The sequence below is a fragment of the Anabaena sp. CS-542/02 genome (assembly GCF_028331085.1).
GTDB lineage: Bacteria > Cyanobacteriota > Cyanobacteriia > Cyanobacteriales > Nostocaceae > Anabaenopsis > Anabaenopsis arnoldii.
Map to the genome: position 1 here is coordinate 1 of NZ_JAQMTM010000005.1, position 20210 is coordinate 20210.

15 protein-coding genes are annotated in these 20210 nt (G+C 41.8%); 7 read left to right on the plus strand and 8 right to left on the minus strand.

The window, feature by feature from the left end:
- Positions 1-577 (plus strand): type ISP restriction/modification enzyme (locus PN447_RS00265; RefSeq protein ID WP_334311063.1); only part of this gene is annotated, 577 nt, incomplete at its 5' end.
- A 190-nt stretch (positions 578-767) separates the two neighbouring features.
- Positions 768-4370: a helicase-related protein gene (locus PN447_RS00270; RefSeq protein WP_271759980.1), complete on the plus strand. Its 3603-nt coding sequence runs from the start codon at positions 768-770 to the stop codon at positions 4368-4370.
- Between the two features lie 8 nt (positions 4371-4378).
- Here the strand turns inward: PN447_RS00270 and trpE are convergent, their stop codons facing one another.
- From trpE to PN447_RS00285, 3 genes are all read right to left on the minus strand, one after another.
- The gene (gene trpE, locus PN447_RS00275) at positions 4379-5893 is read right to left on the minus strand and encodes an anthranilate synthase component I (protein WP_271759981.1); all 1515 of its coding nucleotides are present in this window, start codon (positions 5891-5893) and stop codon (positions 4379-4381) included.
- An 88-nt stretch (positions 5894-5981) separates the two neighbouring features.
- A complete protein-coding gene (locus tag PN447_RS00280) occupies positions 5982-6401 on the minus strand; it encodes a photosystem I reaction center subunit II PsaD (RefSeq protein WP_271733846.1) in 420 nt (139 codons plus the stop codon).
- 93 nt (positions 6402-6494) lie between these two features.
- A complete protein-coding gene (locus PN447_RS00285; protein WP_271759982.1) occupies positions 6495-8504 on the minus strand; it encodes a DICT sensory domain-containing protein in 2010 nt (669 codons plus the stop codon).
- 473 nt (positions 8505-8977) lie between these two features.
- Between PN447_RS00285 and PN447_RS00290 the strand changes: the two genes are divergently transcribed.
- Positions 8978-11257 (plus strand): amylo-alpha-1,6-glucosidase, encoded by a 2280-nt coding sequence (locus PN447_RS00290; protein ID WP_271759983.1) that lies wholly within the window; start codon positions 8978-8980, stop codon positions 11255-11257.
- A 72-nt stretch (positions 11258-11329) separates the two neighbouring features.
- Here PN447_RS00290 and PN447_RS00295 read toward each other — a convergent pair whose 3' ends face one another.
- Together PN447_RS00295 and PN447_RS00300 are read right to left on the minus strand one after the other, a co-directional pair.
- Positions 11330-11650, minus strand: a complete 321-nt coding sequence (locus tag PN447_RS00295) for a DUF2973 domain-containing protein (protein ID WP_271733843.1) — start codon at positions 11648-11650, stop codon at positions 11330-11332.
- A gap of 245 nt (positions 11651-11895) precedes the next feature.
- Positions 11896-12213, minus strand: coding sequence for a DUF2605 domain-containing protein (locus PN447_RS00300; RefSeq protein ID WP_271759984.1), 318 nt, complete (start codon positions 12211-12213; stop codon positions 11896-11898).
- Between the two features lie 298 nt (positions 12214-12511).
- Between PN447_RS00300 and thrS the strand changes: the two genes are divergently transcribed.
- A complete protein-coding gene (gene thrS, locus PN447_RS00305; RefSeq protein WP_271759985.1) occupies positions 12512-14356 on the plus strand; it encodes a threonine--tRNA ligase in 1845 nt (614 codons plus the stop codon).
- A 21-nt stretch (positions 14357-14377) separates the two neighbouring features.
- On the opposite strand, the gene PN447_RS00310 is transcribed toward thrS, so the two are convergent.
- Entirely contained in the window at positions 14378-15241 is an 864-nt protein-coding gene (locus PN447_RS00310) for an Rpn family recombination-promoting nuclease/putative transposase (RefSeq protein WP_271759986.1), read from the minus strand.
- 280 nt (positions 15242-15521) lie between these two features.
- Between PN447_RS00310 and thrB the strand changes: the two genes are divergently transcribed.
- The 3 genes from thrB (at position 15522) to PN447_RS00325 (ending at position 18832) form a co-directional block, all read left to right on the plus strand.
- Positions 15522-16439 (plus strand): homoserine kinase, encoded by a 918-nt coding sequence (thrB, locus tag PN447_RS00315; RefSeq protein ID WP_271759987.1) that lies wholly within the window; start codon positions 15522-15524, stop codon positions 16437-16439.
- Between the two features lie 6 nt (positions 16440-16445).
- The gene (locus PN447_RS00320; RefSeq protein ID WP_271759988.1) at positions 16446-16958 is read left to right on the plus strand and encodes a hypothetical protein; all 513 of its coding nucleotides are present in this window, start codon (positions 16446-16448) and stop codon (positions 16956-16958) included.
- Between the two features lie 260 nt (positions 16959-17218).
- A complete protein-coding gene (locus tag PN447_RS00325) occupies positions 17219-18832 on the plus strand; it encodes an NAD(P)H-quinone oxidoreductase subunit 4 (protein WP_271759989.1) in 1614 nt (537 codons plus the stop codon).
- 110 nt (positions 18833-18942) lie between these two features.
- On the opposite strand, the gene PN447_RS00330 is transcribed toward PN447_RS00325, so the two are convergent.
- Positions 18943-19734 carry a peroxiredoxin-like family protein gene (locus PN447_RS00330; protein ID WP_271759990.1) on the minus strand — a complete coding sequence of 264 codons (792 nt, stop codon included), beginning with the start codon at positions 19732-19734 and terminating at the stop codon, positions 18943-18945.
- 165 nt (positions 19735-19899) lie between these two features.
- A partial coding sequence (locus tag PN447_RS00335) for a transposase (protein WP_271759991.1) occupies positions 19900-20210 on the minus strand: 311 nt, incomplete at its 5' end.

Sequence of the window (20210 nt, forward strand, 5' to 3'; positions counted from 1 at the left end):
CACCGACTGGGGACTAGAACAAATTCAAACCCATTACCAAGACACAACAATTACTAAAATAGATATCTTCCACTACACCTATGGAGTGCTACATAACCCAGAGTACCGCCAAAAATACGAACTCAATTTAAAACGAGACTTCCCCCGCTTACCTCTATATGATAACTTTCCCCAATGGGTAGACTGGGGAAAACAACTCATGGATTTACATATCAACTATGAAACCATCACACCCTATAAACTCAGTCGGGTTGATATTCCCTTAAAGGATAACCAAGCCAAACCCAAGCCGAAGTTAAAGGCTGATAAAACCCAGGGAAGTATTATCTTAGATGATGTCACCACATTACAAGGTATACCCAGCATAGCATGGGAATATATGCTAGGCAATCGTTGCGCTTTGGAGTGGATTTTAGATCAATATAAACAGAAGAAACCCAAGGACCCCACCATTGCGGAAAAGTTTAATACTTACCGGTTTGCAGACTACAAAGAACAGGTAATAGATTTATTGATGCGGGTGTGTAGGGTGAGTGTGGAAACTATGAATATTGTTAATCAGATGTCTGATAACTAGGGAGACAGGCGATCGCCCTGGGTTGAAAAATTCCGGTTGATGCTACACGGGGAACCGGGGGTTAGAAACCCCCGTCTCAAAGCTAAAGTCAGATTTCATTTCTGAACAATTTCTGTTCCCTGTCCCCTTTCCTCACTGATAATTTCTCAACTCAAATAGGATGACTAATAAGAAAAGGAAATAAATCAATATGACTGCGAACATAGCTGAGGATTTAGGAAGATTATTTGAGGTGGGTTTTAATATTGGTGTTCTCTGCTATATTCAGCAGAAACAAATTAAGCACAGATTTGGTAATTTATATCGTCACCAATTAGAAAACCTCAAGTTCTCTAAAATTCGACAAAGAATAGTTGATAGGGTATTAAGTACCTTAGAACGAGATATAGCTGAAACTTGGTGTCAATTCTTTGTTCAAAAGGGATTTTTATCAGGGTTAAATTTCTTGAGAGAATATTTGACATCCTTGGGAGATCAAATTAAGGATCTGGAAATTCTCTATTATCAATGCTGCTTTCATGGTGATAACAGTATTGGAACTTATGAAACCGACCAGACCCAGTGGTTTAAAGATGTTCTTTCCCAGTTTGATCAGTTAGAAAATACTGCTGACTATATTCCTAGATATCAGGAAAAAGGTAGTTTTCTCAATGCAGATACTTTAATTTTGCTCAAGTGTCGGCGTAAATATCGGGTTTTATGTCTTGATTTATCAATATTTTCTGTTCACACTGATGAAGATATCCAAAATATTGATTATGTGGAAGTTATTCGCAACTTGTTGATGCGGGATGTTAACTATGTCCGTTCTAAAAGTGTGTTTTCTAGCTTGAGTGTTGATACTAATTCTTTGGGGTTGGACTTCTCCCCCAGTTTAACAGACTATTTCACAGCTTTTAAAGCTAAAGATAAGGAAACCGCTAAGTTAATTCAAGCAGCAGCTTATATTTATAGCTTTAACCAATTTCTCCAAGAAACGGGGATGATATCAGATAAATCGTCAATTGTGTTTAATGCTATTGGTTATAGCGATCGCTCATTCAATACTATATCTATTACACCAGATCAACTCAAGATTTTTGAGACTTGTCATCAAATCTATAAATCACATGATACAACAGAAGAAATCACCCACGCGCGTCGTCGAGTTTTAGAGAAAATTAAGCGTAACACTGGGAGTAGTTTTGACCAAGGTAGGGAATTTGTCAACTCTCTTTTAAATATTAGCCGCGATCGCATCAATATCATACCACCTCACACCGAGAAAATTAGCGACTTTTTTAACTCTGTCGCCCCAGTTCCTCCAGAGTTAATTTCCGACTTAGGTTTGACGGGAAGCTACAACTTTCGCGAAGCACATAGTCAACTGATTCAGAAATCTTTGCTGTCTGAGAATACCTATATATTCCTCACCGGAAACCCAGGTATTGGTAAAACCACTGCGATCGTCAATTTTCTCAAACATCATCTAGATGAAGGGTTTCTATTTTTCTATGTCAGTCCCCGCAAACAGGTAAATCTCGACATCATCGAAAAATTCAAGGATAAAGCAACCGGTAATTTAGTAGATGACAGAATCTTGGCGATCAATACTCATACTCACCTGATTCAGGATAACTCTGGTAAATGCTCTGTTGAATATACCTCGAACCTATATCAAGAGGATTTTATTCGAGGAAAAGTTAATTTTCTTAAGAGTCAAAATCTGGAAAGAGGGGTGAGACGCAGTAACCGACTCGAACACATCACCGATGATACTATTATAGACCGGGGAGAAAAAACCGCAGGTGTTTTAAAGAGTCTTTGCGAAGGACTATATACTACCATTACTCACAAATTATCTGACAACGTTATTGCTACTACTTCCACCCAGTCTTTAAAGAAAACTCAGACTGGAGATACCCTCAAACACCTGGATAAAATATTCAGCGACGCATACAACACCAGGGAAAATAAGGTCTTTCCCCAAAAGATGCAAAATATCTCCCGTCGCATCAAACATCTATTTATCATGATAGACGAAATTACCGGGGATGAGGGAGGGGTGGAGTTTCTCCATGGTATTCATAAACTCATCAATAAATATCAATTAAATCAACCTGAAAATGGTTTTAACACTAAGGTAATTATTGCAGATGCTTCCATCGTGGATCAAAATGTCATTTGTCAACATCTAGAAAATACTACCCCCGAACCCAATAAAATCTACTTTCGTCACGCTGGGGAAAAGATTCAACCCCTGTCAGTGGTCAATTTGCAGTTTAAAAAATTACCTGCGACCATGATTAACGCTAATTCCTACCCAGCTAAAAGCTTAACTATTAGCTATCAAATTTTTATTGAGTCTTGTAAATTTAGCGATCGCGCCCAGTTAAAGGATAAATCTAATTTAGAGCAAAAGCTCTTAGATGTGATTTTCGCCGATATCCAGAATTTATTACAAGATTCTCAGGTGGAACAATTTATAGTATACATCCAAAATAAACCCAAACTAACACAAATTATTGACAAGCTCCAGGAAACTTTGGGTAAAGAGAACTTCCAGAAAAATACTCATTATATAGAAATACACGCCAATATCTCGGAATTAGAAAAACAACAACTTCAACAGTATCAGGAAAATGTCAAGGTAGTGTTCATGACTGCTTCGGGAAGTCGTGGTTTATCTTTCCCCAAAGCCAAGCACATTTTGGTAGAAATCCCTAAGTTTGAGATTGAAAAAAACCTCATGGAAATCATTCAGGTGATTTATCGCGGTCGGGGAAATGATCATATAGATAACCAAGATAAATACTTGTACTTCTATTTAGCTGAACGTTCTGTTTATTACCAAGATGACCCTCAATTGTCTTTACAAGAAAGTGTCCTCAATTTATTAAACCTGCTGTTAATTCTTAAGGCTTCTATGATGACTCGCATATATGGTTATGGTAAAATTGGCAGAAAGAAATATATACTGATTCCTATCGGTGGTAAGTCGGTTTTAGCTGCTGGGGAAACATTTTCTAGTCAGATAGTTAATCTGATCAACCAACTTAAGAAAGAATATCAAATCCATCGGAGTCATGAGTTATTAAAACAAGTCTATACCAGTTTAGAGACACTCATGGGAGATGGTGACTTTGTGGTGGAAAAAACTACGGAAGAAAGTTATTTAAAATTACAGAAGTCTTTTAAGGAGCAATTTTTGCAATTAGCTAATAGTTTTGATCAACTACTAGATGTTCCTCCTTTAGAGTTAGCTTATATTAACGGTGGTTTGCTCATAGTACCTAGTAAAAATATCCAAGAATCTTATCAAATGAAATTACTGGATATAGAAAAGTACGCTCATGGAGAATTATGGGATAATCTCAAACTAATTAGTAAAAATCCCATTTATCCTGAAAACTTAAGATTTGCAACTCAAGATGCAATTGAACTAGTGGAAAAATTGAAAAAAGCGCCACCCAAGACACAAAACTTCACACAAACCAGTGAATATAGTGACCAATATTACGCCTTACCCTTACTTGCATTTATTAGTGGAGAAGTGATGAGTCAATATTTTGCTGAGGAACCAGAAGAACCAGAAGACCAGCGTTTCCGTGATATTCTATTTACATACCTTCGTTCGTTATACCCTGTCACTAACATCTTACCTATAGGTCATAATTATCAAGAGTTTCCCTTTTTAGTCTTTAGAAGTTCCGCTTTAGCAGAAATGAGACAAAAACTGTTCACAGAAAAATATCTACTACACTCCCGGGAACTGAATGTATTAAACCTGATCCTCGCGCAAAAAATTGATTAAATACTACATCATTGTAAACAACTAATAGCTACTAACAAACCTCGAGCTTTATTCAAGGTCTCCTGATATTCCTTCTGTGGGTCAGAATCAGCCACTAGACCCGCACCCGCCTGGACGGTTACAGTATGATTATGCAATACCATCGTGCGAATCGCGATCGCAGTATTCAATTGTCCCTCAAAATCGTAATAACCATAGACCCCAGAATAAACACCCCGACGACATGGTTCCAACTCGTGGATAATTTCCATCGCCCGGATTTTCGGCGCACCGCTGACAGTACCCGCAGGGAAACAGGCCTTGAGTAAGTCCCAGGCGCTTTTATCTAATGATAGCTTACCCACCACATTACTCACAATGTGCATCACGTGGGAATAACGCTCTACCACCATCAACTCATCAACTCTCACGCTTCCACTTTCACAGACCCTTCCTAAGTCGTTACGACCTAGGTCAACTAACATCACGTGTTCTGCTGTTTCCTTGGGATCTTGCAGTAAATCTGTAGCTAAAGCTCCATCTTCCTGTGGGGTTTTACCTCTCGGACGCGTCCCAGCTATGGGTCTGACTGTGGCTACTACCCCACCCGCTCCATCGGCTTGGGATTTTACCATTACCTCCGGACTGGAACCGATAATTTGCCAGTCTTGGAAGTTAAAGAAAGCCATGTAGGGGGAAGGATTAATTTGCCGCAGGGAGCGATAAAGAGCAAAGGGATTACCTGTGTATTTTGTCGATAACTTCTGGGATATAACGACTTGAAATATGTCTCCAGCCTTTATGTATTCCTTCGCTTTTTCTACACTATCACAGAATTCCTCCTGTGTCAAGTTGCTAGTATATTCTTCTATCCCTCCCCCATCCTTGCTGCCCGGCGGTGTCCATTCTAACATTGTTTCTTGGGGCGACACAGGGCGGGATAACTGAGAGAGCATCTGTGTGACGCGATCGCAAGCTTGTTCATAAGCCTGCCATAAATTCACATCTTGATCACGTAAATCAGCATAGGCGATCGCCCAGATTTTCCGTTTCACCTGGTCAAAAATCAACAAGTGGTCTACTTGCATCCACAATCCATCAGGGATATTACGCTCATCTGGGGGATGAATAGGTACACGTGGTTCTATCCACCGAATCAACTCATAACCCCAAAAGCCAAACAGTCCGCCAATTCCTGGGGGGAGTTGGGGTAAAGTCACTGGTTTATAGGGTGCCAAACATTGAGCCAAAGCTGTAAACGGGTCTCCTGCAAACACAACCTGAGAACCGTCACGATGTGTTTGAGTAGTCGTGTCACCCCGGGCGGACAAAATCCACAGGGGATTACAACCGAGTAAACTATAACGGCCGATGTTTTCGCCCCCTTCTACTGATTCCAACAAAAAGCTATAAGGCTGAACCGAGCAGACTTTATACCAAGCAGATACTGGCGTATCGAGGTCGGCTACCCATTCTTGATACACTGGGACAAAATTACCTTGTAAAGCTAGTTCAGAAAAATCAGAGAAATCAGGGAACATCATAAATGGATTTAGAGAGTGGTGAGCACAGGAGGACAGGGGGATGGGGAGAAACAATTCCATTACTCCCCTCATCCCCAATACCTAACCTCTAGACATCGTGGGTAGCTTTACCACTGAACTTAAGTTTAGCGGGACTGGGATTTTCCCCAATGCTGCGTGGTACATGACGCACCTTTTCGCGCCCGGCGTTAACTTTTTCTGGAAACACACCATCAGCTGGGTGAATGAAGGTGGTTTCCCCATTTGGTAAAATCCGGTAAATTTTGTAGTCTGTGATTTTGAATTTCCGGAGTTGACCGCCCAAGGCAATGCCATGTTCTTTACGAGCTATATATAGCAGGTTTTCGCCTTTGCGCATAGTAGCAGCGCCACCTGTAGGCATTTCAAAAACTTGCTCTTTAGGGCTAGTCCAAGTGATAGCGTACTTTTCTTCCTCTACTGCTTTTTGGAGTAAGCCACCAGTGCTACCACCAAATAGGGGGGTTTGTCCAGAAAGTTTTTCTGCCATAAAAAATATCTCTCTCAACGGTTTTTAGGGAATCGTAACACCGCTGACCCGATCATATTGCGATCGCGTCATAGACTGTAACAGTTTTTAGTCTTAGGAATTACTCTTGACTTTTCTGCGCTGTTGTTCTTGGCTGATGTGGGCAATGGGAACAGTGAAATGAAACTGACTACCCTGGTCTTTCCCATTGGATTTTGCCCAAATTTCCCCACCCCAGCCATTGACAATTTGGCGGCTAATTGCTAGTCCCAAACCAGTACCCCCCGCAGTACGTCGCATAGCACCTTCTTCTTGATAAAACCGGTCAAAAACGATTTCTAGACGATTGGGTTCAATACCCCGTCCAGTGTCAGCCACTGTCACCTCAACTACATCATTGCTTTTCTGAGTGGCTGTAATCGTAATCGTTCCTGGAGGTAGAGTAAATTTACAAGCGTTATCGATTAGTTTAGCTATCACCTCCACCAGCCAATCACCGTCAGCTCTGACTAAGGGCAGATTTGGGTTTATTTGAGTTTGGATTTTGGGCGGCGGTTCTGTGGCGGAACGGCTGCGTAGTCGGCTGAGAGCTAAATCTACACATTCCTGTAAGGTCAGGGCTTCTGGATGCCATTCTACCCGCCCGCTTTCTAGGTTGGAAAGGGTGAGGAAATCTTGCACTAGTTTTCGCATTCTTTCTGAATCCGACAGCGCAGTATTGAGCATCACTTGCTGCAACTCTAAAGGCATATCCGGCTCACTCGCCAAACTTTCTAAGCACACCTGAATTGTGGATAGGGGCGTGCGCAGTTCGTGTCCGGTAATCGCTATTAAGTTGCTGCGGGTACGGTCCAGGGCTTCTAGCTGCTGGTTTAGCTCTTCAAGATTGGCGTAGGCTTCGGCTTGGATTAATGCTGCTCCCATTTGGGTGGCGACGGCTTTTACTAAGTCTTGCTCTCCCGATTGCCATTGGTGTCGTGGTAAGCAACAATAGTGTAATTCTACAATCCCTAACAACCTCCCCTGAAATAATACTGGTTCGATTAACCAAGAACGAATAGCGAACTTCTCAGCAATTTCACTCAGTTTATCCGAATTAATCACACGACCATCACTCAGGGTATTATTTACACACACTCCCTCACCCTTTTCTACTACTTCTTGAAATAAAGGATTCTCCCTTAACTGCCAAATTTCCCCAACTACAGGTAAAATTCCCGGAATTAAAAACTCATGTTTAATATCCGCCTGTGCATCTGTAGCTTGTGCACGATAAATTAAGCACCTACTAGCCCCTAAATGTTCCCCTAGTTCTTCTGCCGCTACTTGTAGCACTTCGTGGGGATCGAGCGATCGCCTAATCGCTGTACTAATGGAATTGACTAAACGTTCTTTTCGTGATTGGGCAGTAATGGAACGATAGGCTTTGTGCAATTTGTACTGACTAGCTTGTAGATAAGTTACCAACCGCTGGACAAAGGGGTCGGTGTCTATATCACAAGCATATTCAGCTGTTTGTACGAGGGAATAATTTTTCCCTGGCCCAATCCCAAACCTCTGGCGGGCTTGTTGAATTTTTTCTTCCAGGTCTGGTCTATAAACTATAATCCTATCTAATAGCAATTCCGCTGCTTTCAGGCTCACCCCCCGTTCTGATGTCCAGATTCCCTCAAACCGGCGCGCCGTATCCATATCTAGATTAGAGCTAAATTCCGGTGTTTGCTGGTTTTTGGTAATGGAACCCAGGCTCTCCCGGCACACTAAACAAGTAGCATAGTTATCAGCAATTACCACCAAGTGCCATTCTTGACTTAAGGCATCTTCTGCTTCAAATACTACCTGCTCATAAGATTGGGAACTATTGGTAAATTCCGTTTCCCGTGCGGATAAAACATATATTTGATTACTACCCATAGCTAAACGCTGATAGCGATGAGCTTCTTGGCGATAGTATCGCTCACGTTGGAAGCTAGCAATTACCAATGGCTGCTCTAAAGTCCCCGCTAACACCTGATCTTCCATCGCGTGGGAAAGCGCTGTTAATGAAGCCTTGAAATATAGCTGGGGTCGCAGGTGGGGTATTGACTGTAGCAGATCACTCAGCACAGATGACGAAATGCTCATGAATATCGTTAAGGAAAAGCCCAATCACAAAAAAAAGATTCACTTCATAGCTGCATTGTACAAATTACAACGGATTCTCAAGTGCTGCTCACCGTTAGAATCTGTAAAGAATCTTGAAGTTGAAAATTACCGGGTATTATGCCCAATATACATTGAAAACACAGATGTGCTATCGGCTCGAGCCTCTGTTTATTTCGCTAAAATTCCCCATCAAAACAAATTCTTAGCTAAAAAACTCTCCACTATTGTAGATGATTTTGGGCTGAGATCCCCAATAAATCCTTCGCCAGTGGTAACTTGACTATCTTAGCTAAGTATATCCCGCTATCAGGTCATCATTGGGTTTGAGAATGGAGTAAATGGCGCAAAATTCTCGGTTTTGCACCTTGACTTTATCTATGAAAAATATACTCTGGTAAAGATTTCTATTTTGTCTGGCCTTGAATTGACCCTAGCTCAAGGAACTTTGCCTCATGACACCGGATATACTCACCAATACAGCACAAATTTCTCTGGATGGCAAAACGTTTGTTCCCGCAGAACAATTACCTCTACCGGAATGGCCTTGTGTTGTCAGTGAAAGACCACAACCTACTCTCACGGTTAAAGATGATGATCTATTTCTGGTGACGGATACCATCGGTAACATTTCTGGCTGTTCCCTCACCGATGGTAACCCCAATGTAGGACTATTTTGCTCTGATACCCGGTTTCTCAGCCGTCTGGAGTTGCAAATTCAAGGGCGATCGCCTATTCTCCTCGGTAGTAGTGCCGAAAAAGGGTTTTCTGTTTCTGTACTTTGTACTAACCCCAATATTGACCAACAACTGAAAGCTGAAACCGTCGGTATTCGCCGAGAACTTGTGCTGAATGGGGCCTTATTTGAGGAAATTGAAATATCTAATTACAGTACCACAAATGTCAGCTTTGAATTAAGTATCAGCTTTGATGCAGATTTTGTGGATTTATTTGAAGTTCGGGGCGCCCAAAGAGAAAACAGGGGTAAGATATTACACTTAATACAATCAACATCTCCAGAAGCAGCACCTGTTACCAGTCATAGCCTTTCCTCTGTACATCCACCAAAAGAAAAATCTTTGACTTTAGCCTATCAAGGTGTGGATGGCTTATTAATGGAATCCCGCATCCAATTCCAGTATCGTCAGCCAGATGATTTTCAGGGTTATACTGCTATCTGGCGGTTAGATTTAGCCTCCCATGAAACCCAAAAGTTGGGTTACCGGGTGAATATGTTCACCGATAATCAGCCCAGTTCTACAGTCAGCGCTGCTTTGACTTTAGTCCAAGCTAAGGCCGCTGAGTTGATGGAAGAGCAACAATGGATACAGGAAATTACACAAATTAGATCGAATAAAACTATCTTTAATCGTATCATTGAGCGGGCGGAACAAGATATGTATCTGTTACGCCAATCTTTTGGTAACTCTAAAACTGTTTCCGCCGGTGTCCCCTGGTTCTCCGCTTTGTTTGGGCGAGATTCCTTGATTACAGCTTCCCAAACCTTGATGTTAAATCCCCAAATCGCTCGGGAAACTTTGATGATACTGGCATCATATCAAGGTAAAACTCAGGATGACTGGCGGGAAGAAGAACCAGGCAAAATTTTACATGAGTTGAGGTTTGGGGAAATGGCTCGCTGTCAAGAAATCCCCCATACACCCTATTACGGCACGGTTGATGCTACCCCTCTGTGGTTGATGTTGTATGCTGAATACTATACCTGGACTCATGATCAAGAAACACTTGACAAACTTTGGCCCAATGCTCTAGCAGCCATGGATTGGATTGATCACCATCTCCAGGAAACTGGCTATTTGACCTACTACCGTAAATCTCCACGGGGTCTAACTAACCAAGGTTGGAAAGATTCTGGCGATTGTATCGTAGACCATAAGGGTGAACTCGCTCCCGGACCAATTGCTTTAAGTGAGGTACAGGCTTATGTTTATGCAGCTAAAATTAATCTGGCAGAAATTGCTCAGATCATGAAGCGATCAGACTTAGCAGAACGCTGGTTAGATCAGGCTAGACACCTAAAAGCCCGTTTTAATCAAGATTTTTGGCTCAAAGACCAGGATTTCTGCGCCCTGGCTTTGGATGGGGAGGGAACCCAGGTTCAAAGTATCACATCTAACCCCGGTCACTGTCTAAAATTGGGTATTTTTACCCCGGATAAGGCCTACAGTGTGGCGGAACGATTGCGCGCTCCAGATATGTTTAATGGTTGGGGTATTCGCACTCTCAGCAGTTTGTCCCCTGCTTATAATCCTATGGGTTATCACATCGGCTCGGTTTGGCCTCATGATAATTCTCTCATTGCTATGGGATTGCGATCGCTCGGTTTAATTGACCAAGCTTTAGAAGTTTTCCAAGGTTTGTTTGATATGACTAACCACCAAGCATATCAACGCCCCCCAGAACTATTCTGCGGTTACGAACGTAATGGTGACCATGCTCCTGTACAGTATCCTGTCGCTTGTACACCACAAGCATGGGCGACTGGTTCTATTTTTCAACTGCTGCAAATGGTAGTTAATCTAGTCCCTGATGCTCAAAATAACTGCTTGCGCATTATTCACCCCACTTTACCAGAATCTATTAATTCTCTGTCATTCCATAACTTGCGCGTTGGTTCTACCATCCTCGATTTAGAATTTGAGCGCTCTGGTACCACCACCGCTTGTCGCGTTGTCAAAAAACGCGGTAATCTCCGGGTGGTTATTGAAGCCTAACTAGGAAATATCTCACAAATTTTTAGGGGTTGAGCAATGCTCAACCCCTACTGCTACAAATCCGCAGTACAATTAACTTTCTTCTTGACGGTCGATTTTTTGCCCAGGAGAAGATTCATAGATCGCATCTAACTGTTGACGCGCATCCTCAACGTTGACTGAACGCATGACTAACAAGGGTTCTTTAATCAGGTTACCGGCGTTATCTAAGAGTTCTGGATGGGGAACAAATTGTTTTCTCGAAGATAGGTATCCTGGATTATCCATTGGGGAATATTTAGCTGCATCAACTCGCTCTCGATCAAAACTAAACATAATCAAGTTGCGGATTAAGTTCGCAACGGCTATGACAGCTAGAATTGTAAAAGCCAGAATGTAAAGTAAGTGTAACATTGGGTTTTCCTCCAAGAGCAGCAAATTTTAAAACTTTATTCGGTAGTGCTTTACTTCGCCTGTATTCTCTATCCGAGCGAATACAAATATGTCACGCAGGTTTGGTGCGCTTATACTTTTATGAAAAAAATTGTTAATCCTTATTTAACCTAGAGTAGCATGGGATACATTTTTTGTTAATGAAAATAATATTAAGGATTTTGTATCTTCTATGCGACTTGTATAGTTATACTGTCTTGCCAGGTTCAGATTTTTGGTGTCTGACGCCACCGCATTGATACATTCCAGCATTCTCCGAGCAGTTGATGCCAAGGCATTAAGGTCTTCATCTCAATACCGACTTGCCCTTCTGTGGCTGTAAATAGCATCCTGGCTACGTTTAGTTCATCTTGCGCTTGCTTGACTCGCAAGAGTAAATTAGATTGCTCTTCGTGACTCATAAATGTCAATTGCTCGGTTTCTAGCAATTCGTGCGATCGCGCGAACCAATAGTTAAAGTCCTCAAGTAAAGGCTGTAATATCGTTTTCAGCAGATCCGCCTGTGGTAAATTCGAGTCTCCCATAAATAAAAAGTATATTTCTAACTTCTCTCATAATATTAACATTTTTTACAAAAATTAACATTTCCTGAAATGATATTCTCAGATAGATCATGGAAAAAATCTGTAATCATCAGTTCTGTGAACTATAATTACAATGGCCGCCAGCGCCTTGGTGCAGCAGACTCCTAAACCTCATCAACTGTAGTTGCTGAGAAAAGGTAATTAAAGTCTTTATATTTGAAGCAGCACTTTCTAGTGCTGTATGCTTCTGGAATACTGATTAATTATCTAAAATTATATTTTTACAATCACGTCGCTCATGGTTCAGCAGCCGATGTCGCTAAAATCATCTCTCACTCCGTCAGAACAACCTGAAAAAATTTATTTACCCCGGACTAGTGAATCAGAAAAATTAAAGAAGATTCGCCACACCGCTTCCCATGTCATGGCCATGGCGGTACAAAAGCTGTTTCCCAAAGCACAAGTGACAATTGGACCGTGGATTGAAAACGGTTTTTACTACGACTTTGATAGTCCAGAACCATTTAGCGAAAATGATTTAAAAGCCATCAAAAAAGAGATGGTGAAAATTATTAACCGCAAATTACCTGTAATTTGCGAACAAGTCAGCCGCAAACAAGCTCAAGAACGAATAGAGCAAATCCAAGAACCTTACAAACTAGAAATCCTGGCAGATATTAAAGAAGAACCCATTACAATTTATCATCTGGGTGATGAATGGTGGGATTTGTGCGCTGGTCCCCATGTAGAAAATACTAGCGAATTAAACCCCAAAGCTATAGAATTAGAAAGTGTGGCCGGGGCTTATTGGCGTGGAGATGAAACCAAGGCGCAGTTACAACGCATCTATGCTACTGCATGGGAAACCCCCGAACAATTAGCTGAGTATAAGCGGCGCAAGGAAGAAGCACTCCGGCGAGACCACCGTAAACTAGGTAAGGAACTGGGATTATTTATATTTTCCGATCAAGTAGGTCCGGGTTTACCTTTGTGGACACCTAAAGGTACTTTGTTACGCAGTACATTAGAAGATTTCCTCAAGCAAGAACAGCTCAAACGGGGTTATTTACCTGTGGTTACCCCCCATATTGCTAGGGTGGATTTATTTAAGACTTCGGGACATTGGCAAAAGTATAAGGAAGATATGTTTCCCCTGATGTCTGATGATGAGTCAGCAGCAGCACTAGAACAAGGCTTCGTCCTCAAGCCTATGAATTGTCCCTTTCATATCCAAATATACAAGAGTGAATTACGTTCCTACCGGGAATTACCGATAAGGTTAGCAGAGTTTGGCACGGTTTACCGCTATGAACAATCAGGAGAATTGGGCGGTTTAACAAGGGTGCGCGGTTTTACAGTGGATGATTCACACCTGTTTGTCACCCCTGAACAGTTAGATAGTGAATTCCTCAATGTGGTGGATTTGATTCTGTCAGTGTTTAAGAGTCTGCAACTGAAGAATTTTAAGGCTAGACTTAGTTTCCGTGACCCAGCTAGTGATAAGTATATCGGCTCTAATGAAGTTTGGGAGCAAGCCGAAGGGGCAATTCGCCGCGCTGTGGAAAAGTTGGGTATGGAATACTTTGAGGGAATTGGCGAAGCAGCGTTTTATGGTCCTAAGTTAGATTTTATCTTTAGTGATGCCTTGGAACGAGAATGGCAATTAGGCACTGTTCAGGTGGATTACAATTTACCAGAACGCTTTGATTTAGAATATGTGGCTGAAGATGGTTCACGTAAACGTCCTGTGATGATTCACCGGGCGCCTTTTGGTTCCCTGGAACGCTTGATTGGGATTTTGATTGAAGAGTACGCAGGGGATTTTCCTCTGTGGTTAGCACCTGTACAAGCTCGATTGTTACCAGTGGGTGAAGCACAGCTTGATTTTAGCAAAGAAGTGGCGGCGAAAATGCTGGCGGCGGGTATCCGGGTTGAAGTCGACACCAGTGGCGATCGCTTGGGTAAGTTAATCCGCAATGCTGAGAAAGCCAAAATACCAGTAATGGCTGTAGTGGGAGCTAAAGAAGTTGAATCTCATAGCTTGAGTATCCGTACCCGCGCTTCTGGGGAGTTGGGGGCTATACCTGTGGATGAGGTGGTGGATAAAATGAAGAATGCGATCGCTAAGTTCGAGAACTTCTAACCATCATCGGCTAGGCTCTGCCTAGTCTAACCACCTCTGTAAATCAGCTATGCTGCTAAAATCAAACAATGCTTCCCCCAGATTCTCTAATTCTTCTAAAGACAGAGTTTCAACAATGTGGCGCACATCTTCGGGTAATTCCCCCACCTTACGAGTTAATAGTCGCAGGACTAGGGTTCTTTCCCTTTGTATTCCTTCTTCTCGACCTTCTTCTCGACCCTCTTCTCGACCCTCTTCTTTAATTTCTCGGTAAACTTGCGTTTCTTTGAGTGTGATTCCTAGCATGGTTTCAACCTCCCTTCGACTTAATTTTTCAAACCTGTACACCATAATTGTAGTGACTAATTCAATTATGGTACGACTGGCGGTTTCTGACTGCTCATAAGTGGAACGTTCTAGTAAATACCTAGCTTCAGATGGTGCTTGTTCTGGTTCTACAGTTGTTAGTACCATTAATGCTACCCATAGGGGTAATTGGCGAATATTCCCCAATTCCTCTAAATATACTCGATGCACTTGGTGACTATTGAGCAACCCACGATGGGGATAAATATTACTTTGTTCAATACTGCGTGAAGGGTAAATTATCACCGCTTGCCAATCCCTAAATCTCTCCCGGTTACGGTAGAAATATAATAAGGATTCTGCAAATACTCTCTCATAGAGTTTTTCGTCTTTTTGAAATTGTACCTCACAGAAATACACCACACCCGGATTTTCATTGTCTGGTGGTAAAAATACCCCGTCAATTTCAAATTTAGGTTCTTTGACAGCTACTGAATCAAAGCGATATTTGTCTGCATTGACTGGCGGATTTGTCAATAGTTCAAATAGTAAACTTGGGAATTGTTGAAATAGTTGGTAAAATATGGAATCTCGGCGCATAAAAGATATTCCTACATGAGCGCCATCATCAAAGATTGCTTAAGGGCGATCGCTCAGTCTTTCACATCTTAACGCCTCAGGGCTGCTAACCATGACTGTAAATGATCCAGATCCAGATATTCTCAAAGTGATCGCTAACTGGGATAATTTTATTTCCCTACTGAATCTTTGCTAATATGTTAAGTCTTGTAAAGCATACTTTTGCCCAATTAGCAAGACTCTTGAACAAATCAACCCCTTACATGAGATGCTAGTGGATTGATTTGGTGAGTATTTGCAAATGTCTGTTATTTCTACTATCACTGTTAAGGTTCCCGCTACAACTGCCAATTTAGGCCCCGGTTTTGACTGTATTGGTGCAGCCTTAACCCTATACAACAAGTTCACTTTTACTCCTCTAGATGGGGGTGAATTCATCATTGCTGTTACAGGTGCAGAAGCTGAACGAGTAAAAACCGATACTAGTAATCTCCTGTATCAGGCCTTTGTTAAGTGCTATGAATATATAGGAGAGACACCCCCACCAGTAAAAATGGCAATTGAGCTAGGTGTACCTTTGGCTAGGGGTTTGGGTAGTTCAGCTACAGCTATTGTGGGCGGTTTAGTGGGTGCTAATCAGTTGGCGGGTGGACCTTTGAGTCAGTTAGAAGTAATGAAATTAGCGATCGCTATGGAAGGACATCCTGATAATGTCGTCCCGGCGCTCTTGGGGGGATGTCGTCTGGCTGCTACCAGTGCCGATGGTTGGGAAATTTGCGATATTCCTTGGCATGGTGATATTATACCAGTGGTGGCGATTCCTGATTTTGAGCTTTCTACTAGTGAAGCCCGTCAAGTTCTACCGACTGAATTTAGCCGTGCAGATGCAATTTTTAATACTGCCCATTTAGGGTTATTATTGCGGGGACTGGAAACTGGTCAGGGAGAATGGTTAAGAGCAGCTTTACAAGATAGATTACATCAGCCTTATCGTCAAGCTTTGATTCCCGGTTACGATGCTGTTAAGGGGGCGGCTTTGGCTGCTGGTGCTTATGGGATGGTGATTAGTGGTGCTGGGCCGACATTATTGGCTTTGGTAGATAGGTTACATTCCCAGTCTGTAGAAGCGGCAATGTTCTCAGCTTGGCAGTCGATAGGAATCATAGCAGTTGTGCGATCGCTTTCTCTAGATACTCAAGGCGCAAGCTACCAAGGATAAACCGCAATGATTGACCAAATTCATACAGAAATCACCACACTGAATTCACAAATTCAAGCGCTCCAGCAAGAAAGGGCTACATTGACTATTAATAATGTACTATCTGCCAAGAGTGATTCACCCTCAGCTATGGTGGAAGCCTGTCGCCGCCAAGCACGGGAAAATCCCCAATTATCTGTGGAACTCAAGGGTATAGATGATGCGATCGCCGCCTTGGAATTACAGCTAGAATACAAACAAGCTGAGTTACAACGTTGCCAGAATAAATCTAAACAACTTACCCCACAGCAGGAGTTAGAAGCAGCTAGAAAGGTAGCTCAGGTTCATGCTGAACGCATCAATCAGCTAGCTGGGGAATTAGCCACAGAAATCCGTCAGCTCAAATCTTGCACTGATTACTTAAGTCCTTTGTATTGGCAGGTGTACTACAAGCCTTTTATTACTGGTTTTAAGACTATCTCAGTTCCCTATGTCCGTTCAGATGGGGAAGTCTGGACAATTGTCAATCGGATTGTGTAAAGTCGCAAATTGTTTCTATTTAACCAAAATAACTCATATTATAACTTAAAAAGGTGGCTTCAGCCGCCTTTTTTATGAAATTTTCTGTTGACGTTACAAAAATTTACAACTAGAATTGTTTTGGCAAATATTCAGTAGGTATTTATTCCTAATAATTACTGAATATTTGCCAGTATTAGGGATCAATAACATTTACAAAAGTACAAATTCCTTAATATAATTAAATTAAAAGCAAACAGGTAAATTGATTGTCGGAAGTGATGAATGCTATTGAATTTCCGTGGCTGTCAGCCATAATTTTATTGCCCTTGGTGGCTGCCTTAGCCACACCCTTAATCCCGGATAAAGAAGGCAAAACATTACGCTGGTATGGTTTGGGAGTTGCCATAGCCGACTTTGCCCTAATGATTTATGCCTTTTGGTACAGCTACGACTTTCAAAACCCCACACTACAACTGGTAGAAAAATATTCTTGGATACCACAGTTAGGTTTAAATTGGTCAGTGGGGGTTGATGGTCTATCCATGCCCCTGGTGTTGTTAACAGGCTTAATTAACACTCTGGCAATCTTCGCGGCTTGGAAAGTCACAAACAAGCCGCGCTTGTTTTATGCTTTGATGTTGGTAATGTACAGCGCCCAACTAGGGGTATTTGTCGCCCAAGACTTGCTGTTATTCTTCCTCATGTGGGAAATAGAGTTAGTACCTGTGTACCTGCTAATTGCCATCTGGGGAGGTCCCAAGCGTCGTTATGCAGCCACCAAGTTTATTATTTACACAGCTGCCGCATCAATATTTATCCTAGTCGCCGGTTTTGCCATGGCATTCTCAGGTGATAGCGTCACCTTCGACATCGCCACACTGGGAATGAAGCAATACCCTAAAGCACTAGAACTGTTAACCTATGCAGGTTTCCTCATTGCCTTTGGTGTCAAGATGCCAATTTTCCCCCTACATACTTGGCTACCTGATGCCCACGGTGAAGCCTCTGCACCTGGTTCTATGATTTTAGCTGGTGTGTTATTAAAAATGGGCGGTTATGCACTCATCCGCTTCAACGTGGAAATGTTACCTAATGCCCATGTTTATTTTGCCCCAGTTTTAGCAATCCTAGGTGTAGTAAATATTGTCTACGGTGCTTGCTGTGCCTTTGCCCAAACAAATCTCAAACGCCGCTTGGCTTACTCTTCCATTGCCCACATGGGATTTGTATTAATTGGGATAGCCTCTTACACAGAAATTGGTATTAGCGGTGCTGTGCTGCAAATGGTTTCTCACGGTTTGATAGCCGCTAGCTTGTTCTTCTTATCCGGTGTAACTTACGAACGTACCCACACCTTAATGATGGACAAAATGGGCGGTATAGCTAAGGTTATGCCTAGAACCTTCGCAGTGTTTACCATTGGGGCTATGGCTTCTCTGGCTTTACCCGGAATGAGTGGCTTTGTGGGTGAATTGATGGTGTTCCTGGGTATTACTTCCAGCGACGTTTATAGTTCCAGCTTCAAAATTGTAGTTATCCTGTTATCAGCCGTTGGCGTAATTTTAACTCCAATTTATTTACTATCCATGCTGCGCCAAGTGTTCTACGGTCAGCAAAGTGAAGAATTACATCTAGATGCTGTTATCCCTGATATCAAACCCCGGGAACTATTTATTACCGCCTGTTTGATAGTTCCCATCATCGGTATTGGTCTATATCCTAAATTGGCTACCCAGACTTATGATGTCAAAACAGTGGAAGTAGCAGCCCATGCGCGTAAAGTTCTGCCGGTTTTCGCTCGTCAGCAACCGGTAAGTCTATACTCACGTCTCTTCACAGCCCCAACACTAGCTTCATCTGAAGTTGATACTTTAGTTAATATCTCAGAGTAAATATCGTACCCACTAAGGGTGTTGCAACTAAATTTTAAATATGAGGGGAAATAGGGTGGTTAGAAGACCACCCTTAAATTTACTTTTTTTATCAAGTAACAACTAGTTACCTATTGAGTACAAATATCTCTTTCAATCAAAGATAAAAATGATAGTGGTTGGCTCATATTAGCAGCAAAGCCCAGAATTCCTCGGTCTCGATGTTCGTAAACTAACTGGCCTTTTGTGTCAAACAGAAAAGTTCCACCTCGCTGAGTTAAATAGGCACAATCAGGTACATAAATGTGCCAATTTTTCAGCACTTCCATCATATTACGTAGGCGTAGGGTAGCTAATTCAAAAGGACGTTGAAAACCACTCCCCCCGGCTAATTGGAAAAACGAGCCTTGAAAAGCAGGTAGAGGAGTAGGTTGGATAATTTCATCATCCTTGATCAGTTGAGGGGCTTGGCGATCTCCCTTGTATCCGCGAAAAACTTCCGCCAGGGTTCCCGGACTTCCAATCCCAGCACACATCAATAGCAGATTTAGCCAAGCTTTTTGAGACTGAGAAAGTCCGGGTAGAGACACATTCAGACCAGAATAAAGATTGAGTTGACAATGTAATTCTGCATTCGGTTCAACAAATAAATTTTCAGGCGGAAATCCTGTATATTCACAGAATTTTTTTCCAGAGCCTAAGTTACCAATTCCCACAGCACGAATAGCGAGTTTTTTATCTGTCAACTGTTCAGCTGCTCGCTGTAACCACCACGCATATTCCAGACTATCGAAATCCCCAAGTTGCGGCCAGACTAAAATAAGGATATGTGAGGCAGTATCGCAATTTTCTAAAAGCGATCGCATCATGCCATCACTAACACACTGACGTTTGGTCTGATTAAAAATAGCGTAGGGATTCATCAGAAGGTATTAACTGCTGTTTAGCTCAATTTTAACCCAATTTATCGATATTTATGTTTATTTTAGAAGGTAAATTATCCCCATTCTAAACGGTGCTTTACATCTGCTACGTTGATGACTGCTGCAACTAACTTGTAGCAAAACCTTTTGGTTCTTCGGTTAGTTTTATGGATAATCAATAGTAAAATGCCAGTTTAATAAACTGCGTAATCTAAAATTACTGAAATTACGTAAGCCATATCCAAGTCTTTTAATTAACTTGAGTTTATTATTAATTCCTTCTACAGTACCACTTGTAGTTTTACCGTCAAAATAACCGACTATTTCACCGAACAATCTAACTATTGTACCTATACTTTTCGGAAAGTATGAAAGTGATTCATACATCCAATCCAATAATTTTATTATACTATCTCCCCATGATTTAGTTGTTTCAAATATATCTCTAAATTCTTCTTTTAGTGAGTGCATTTTGG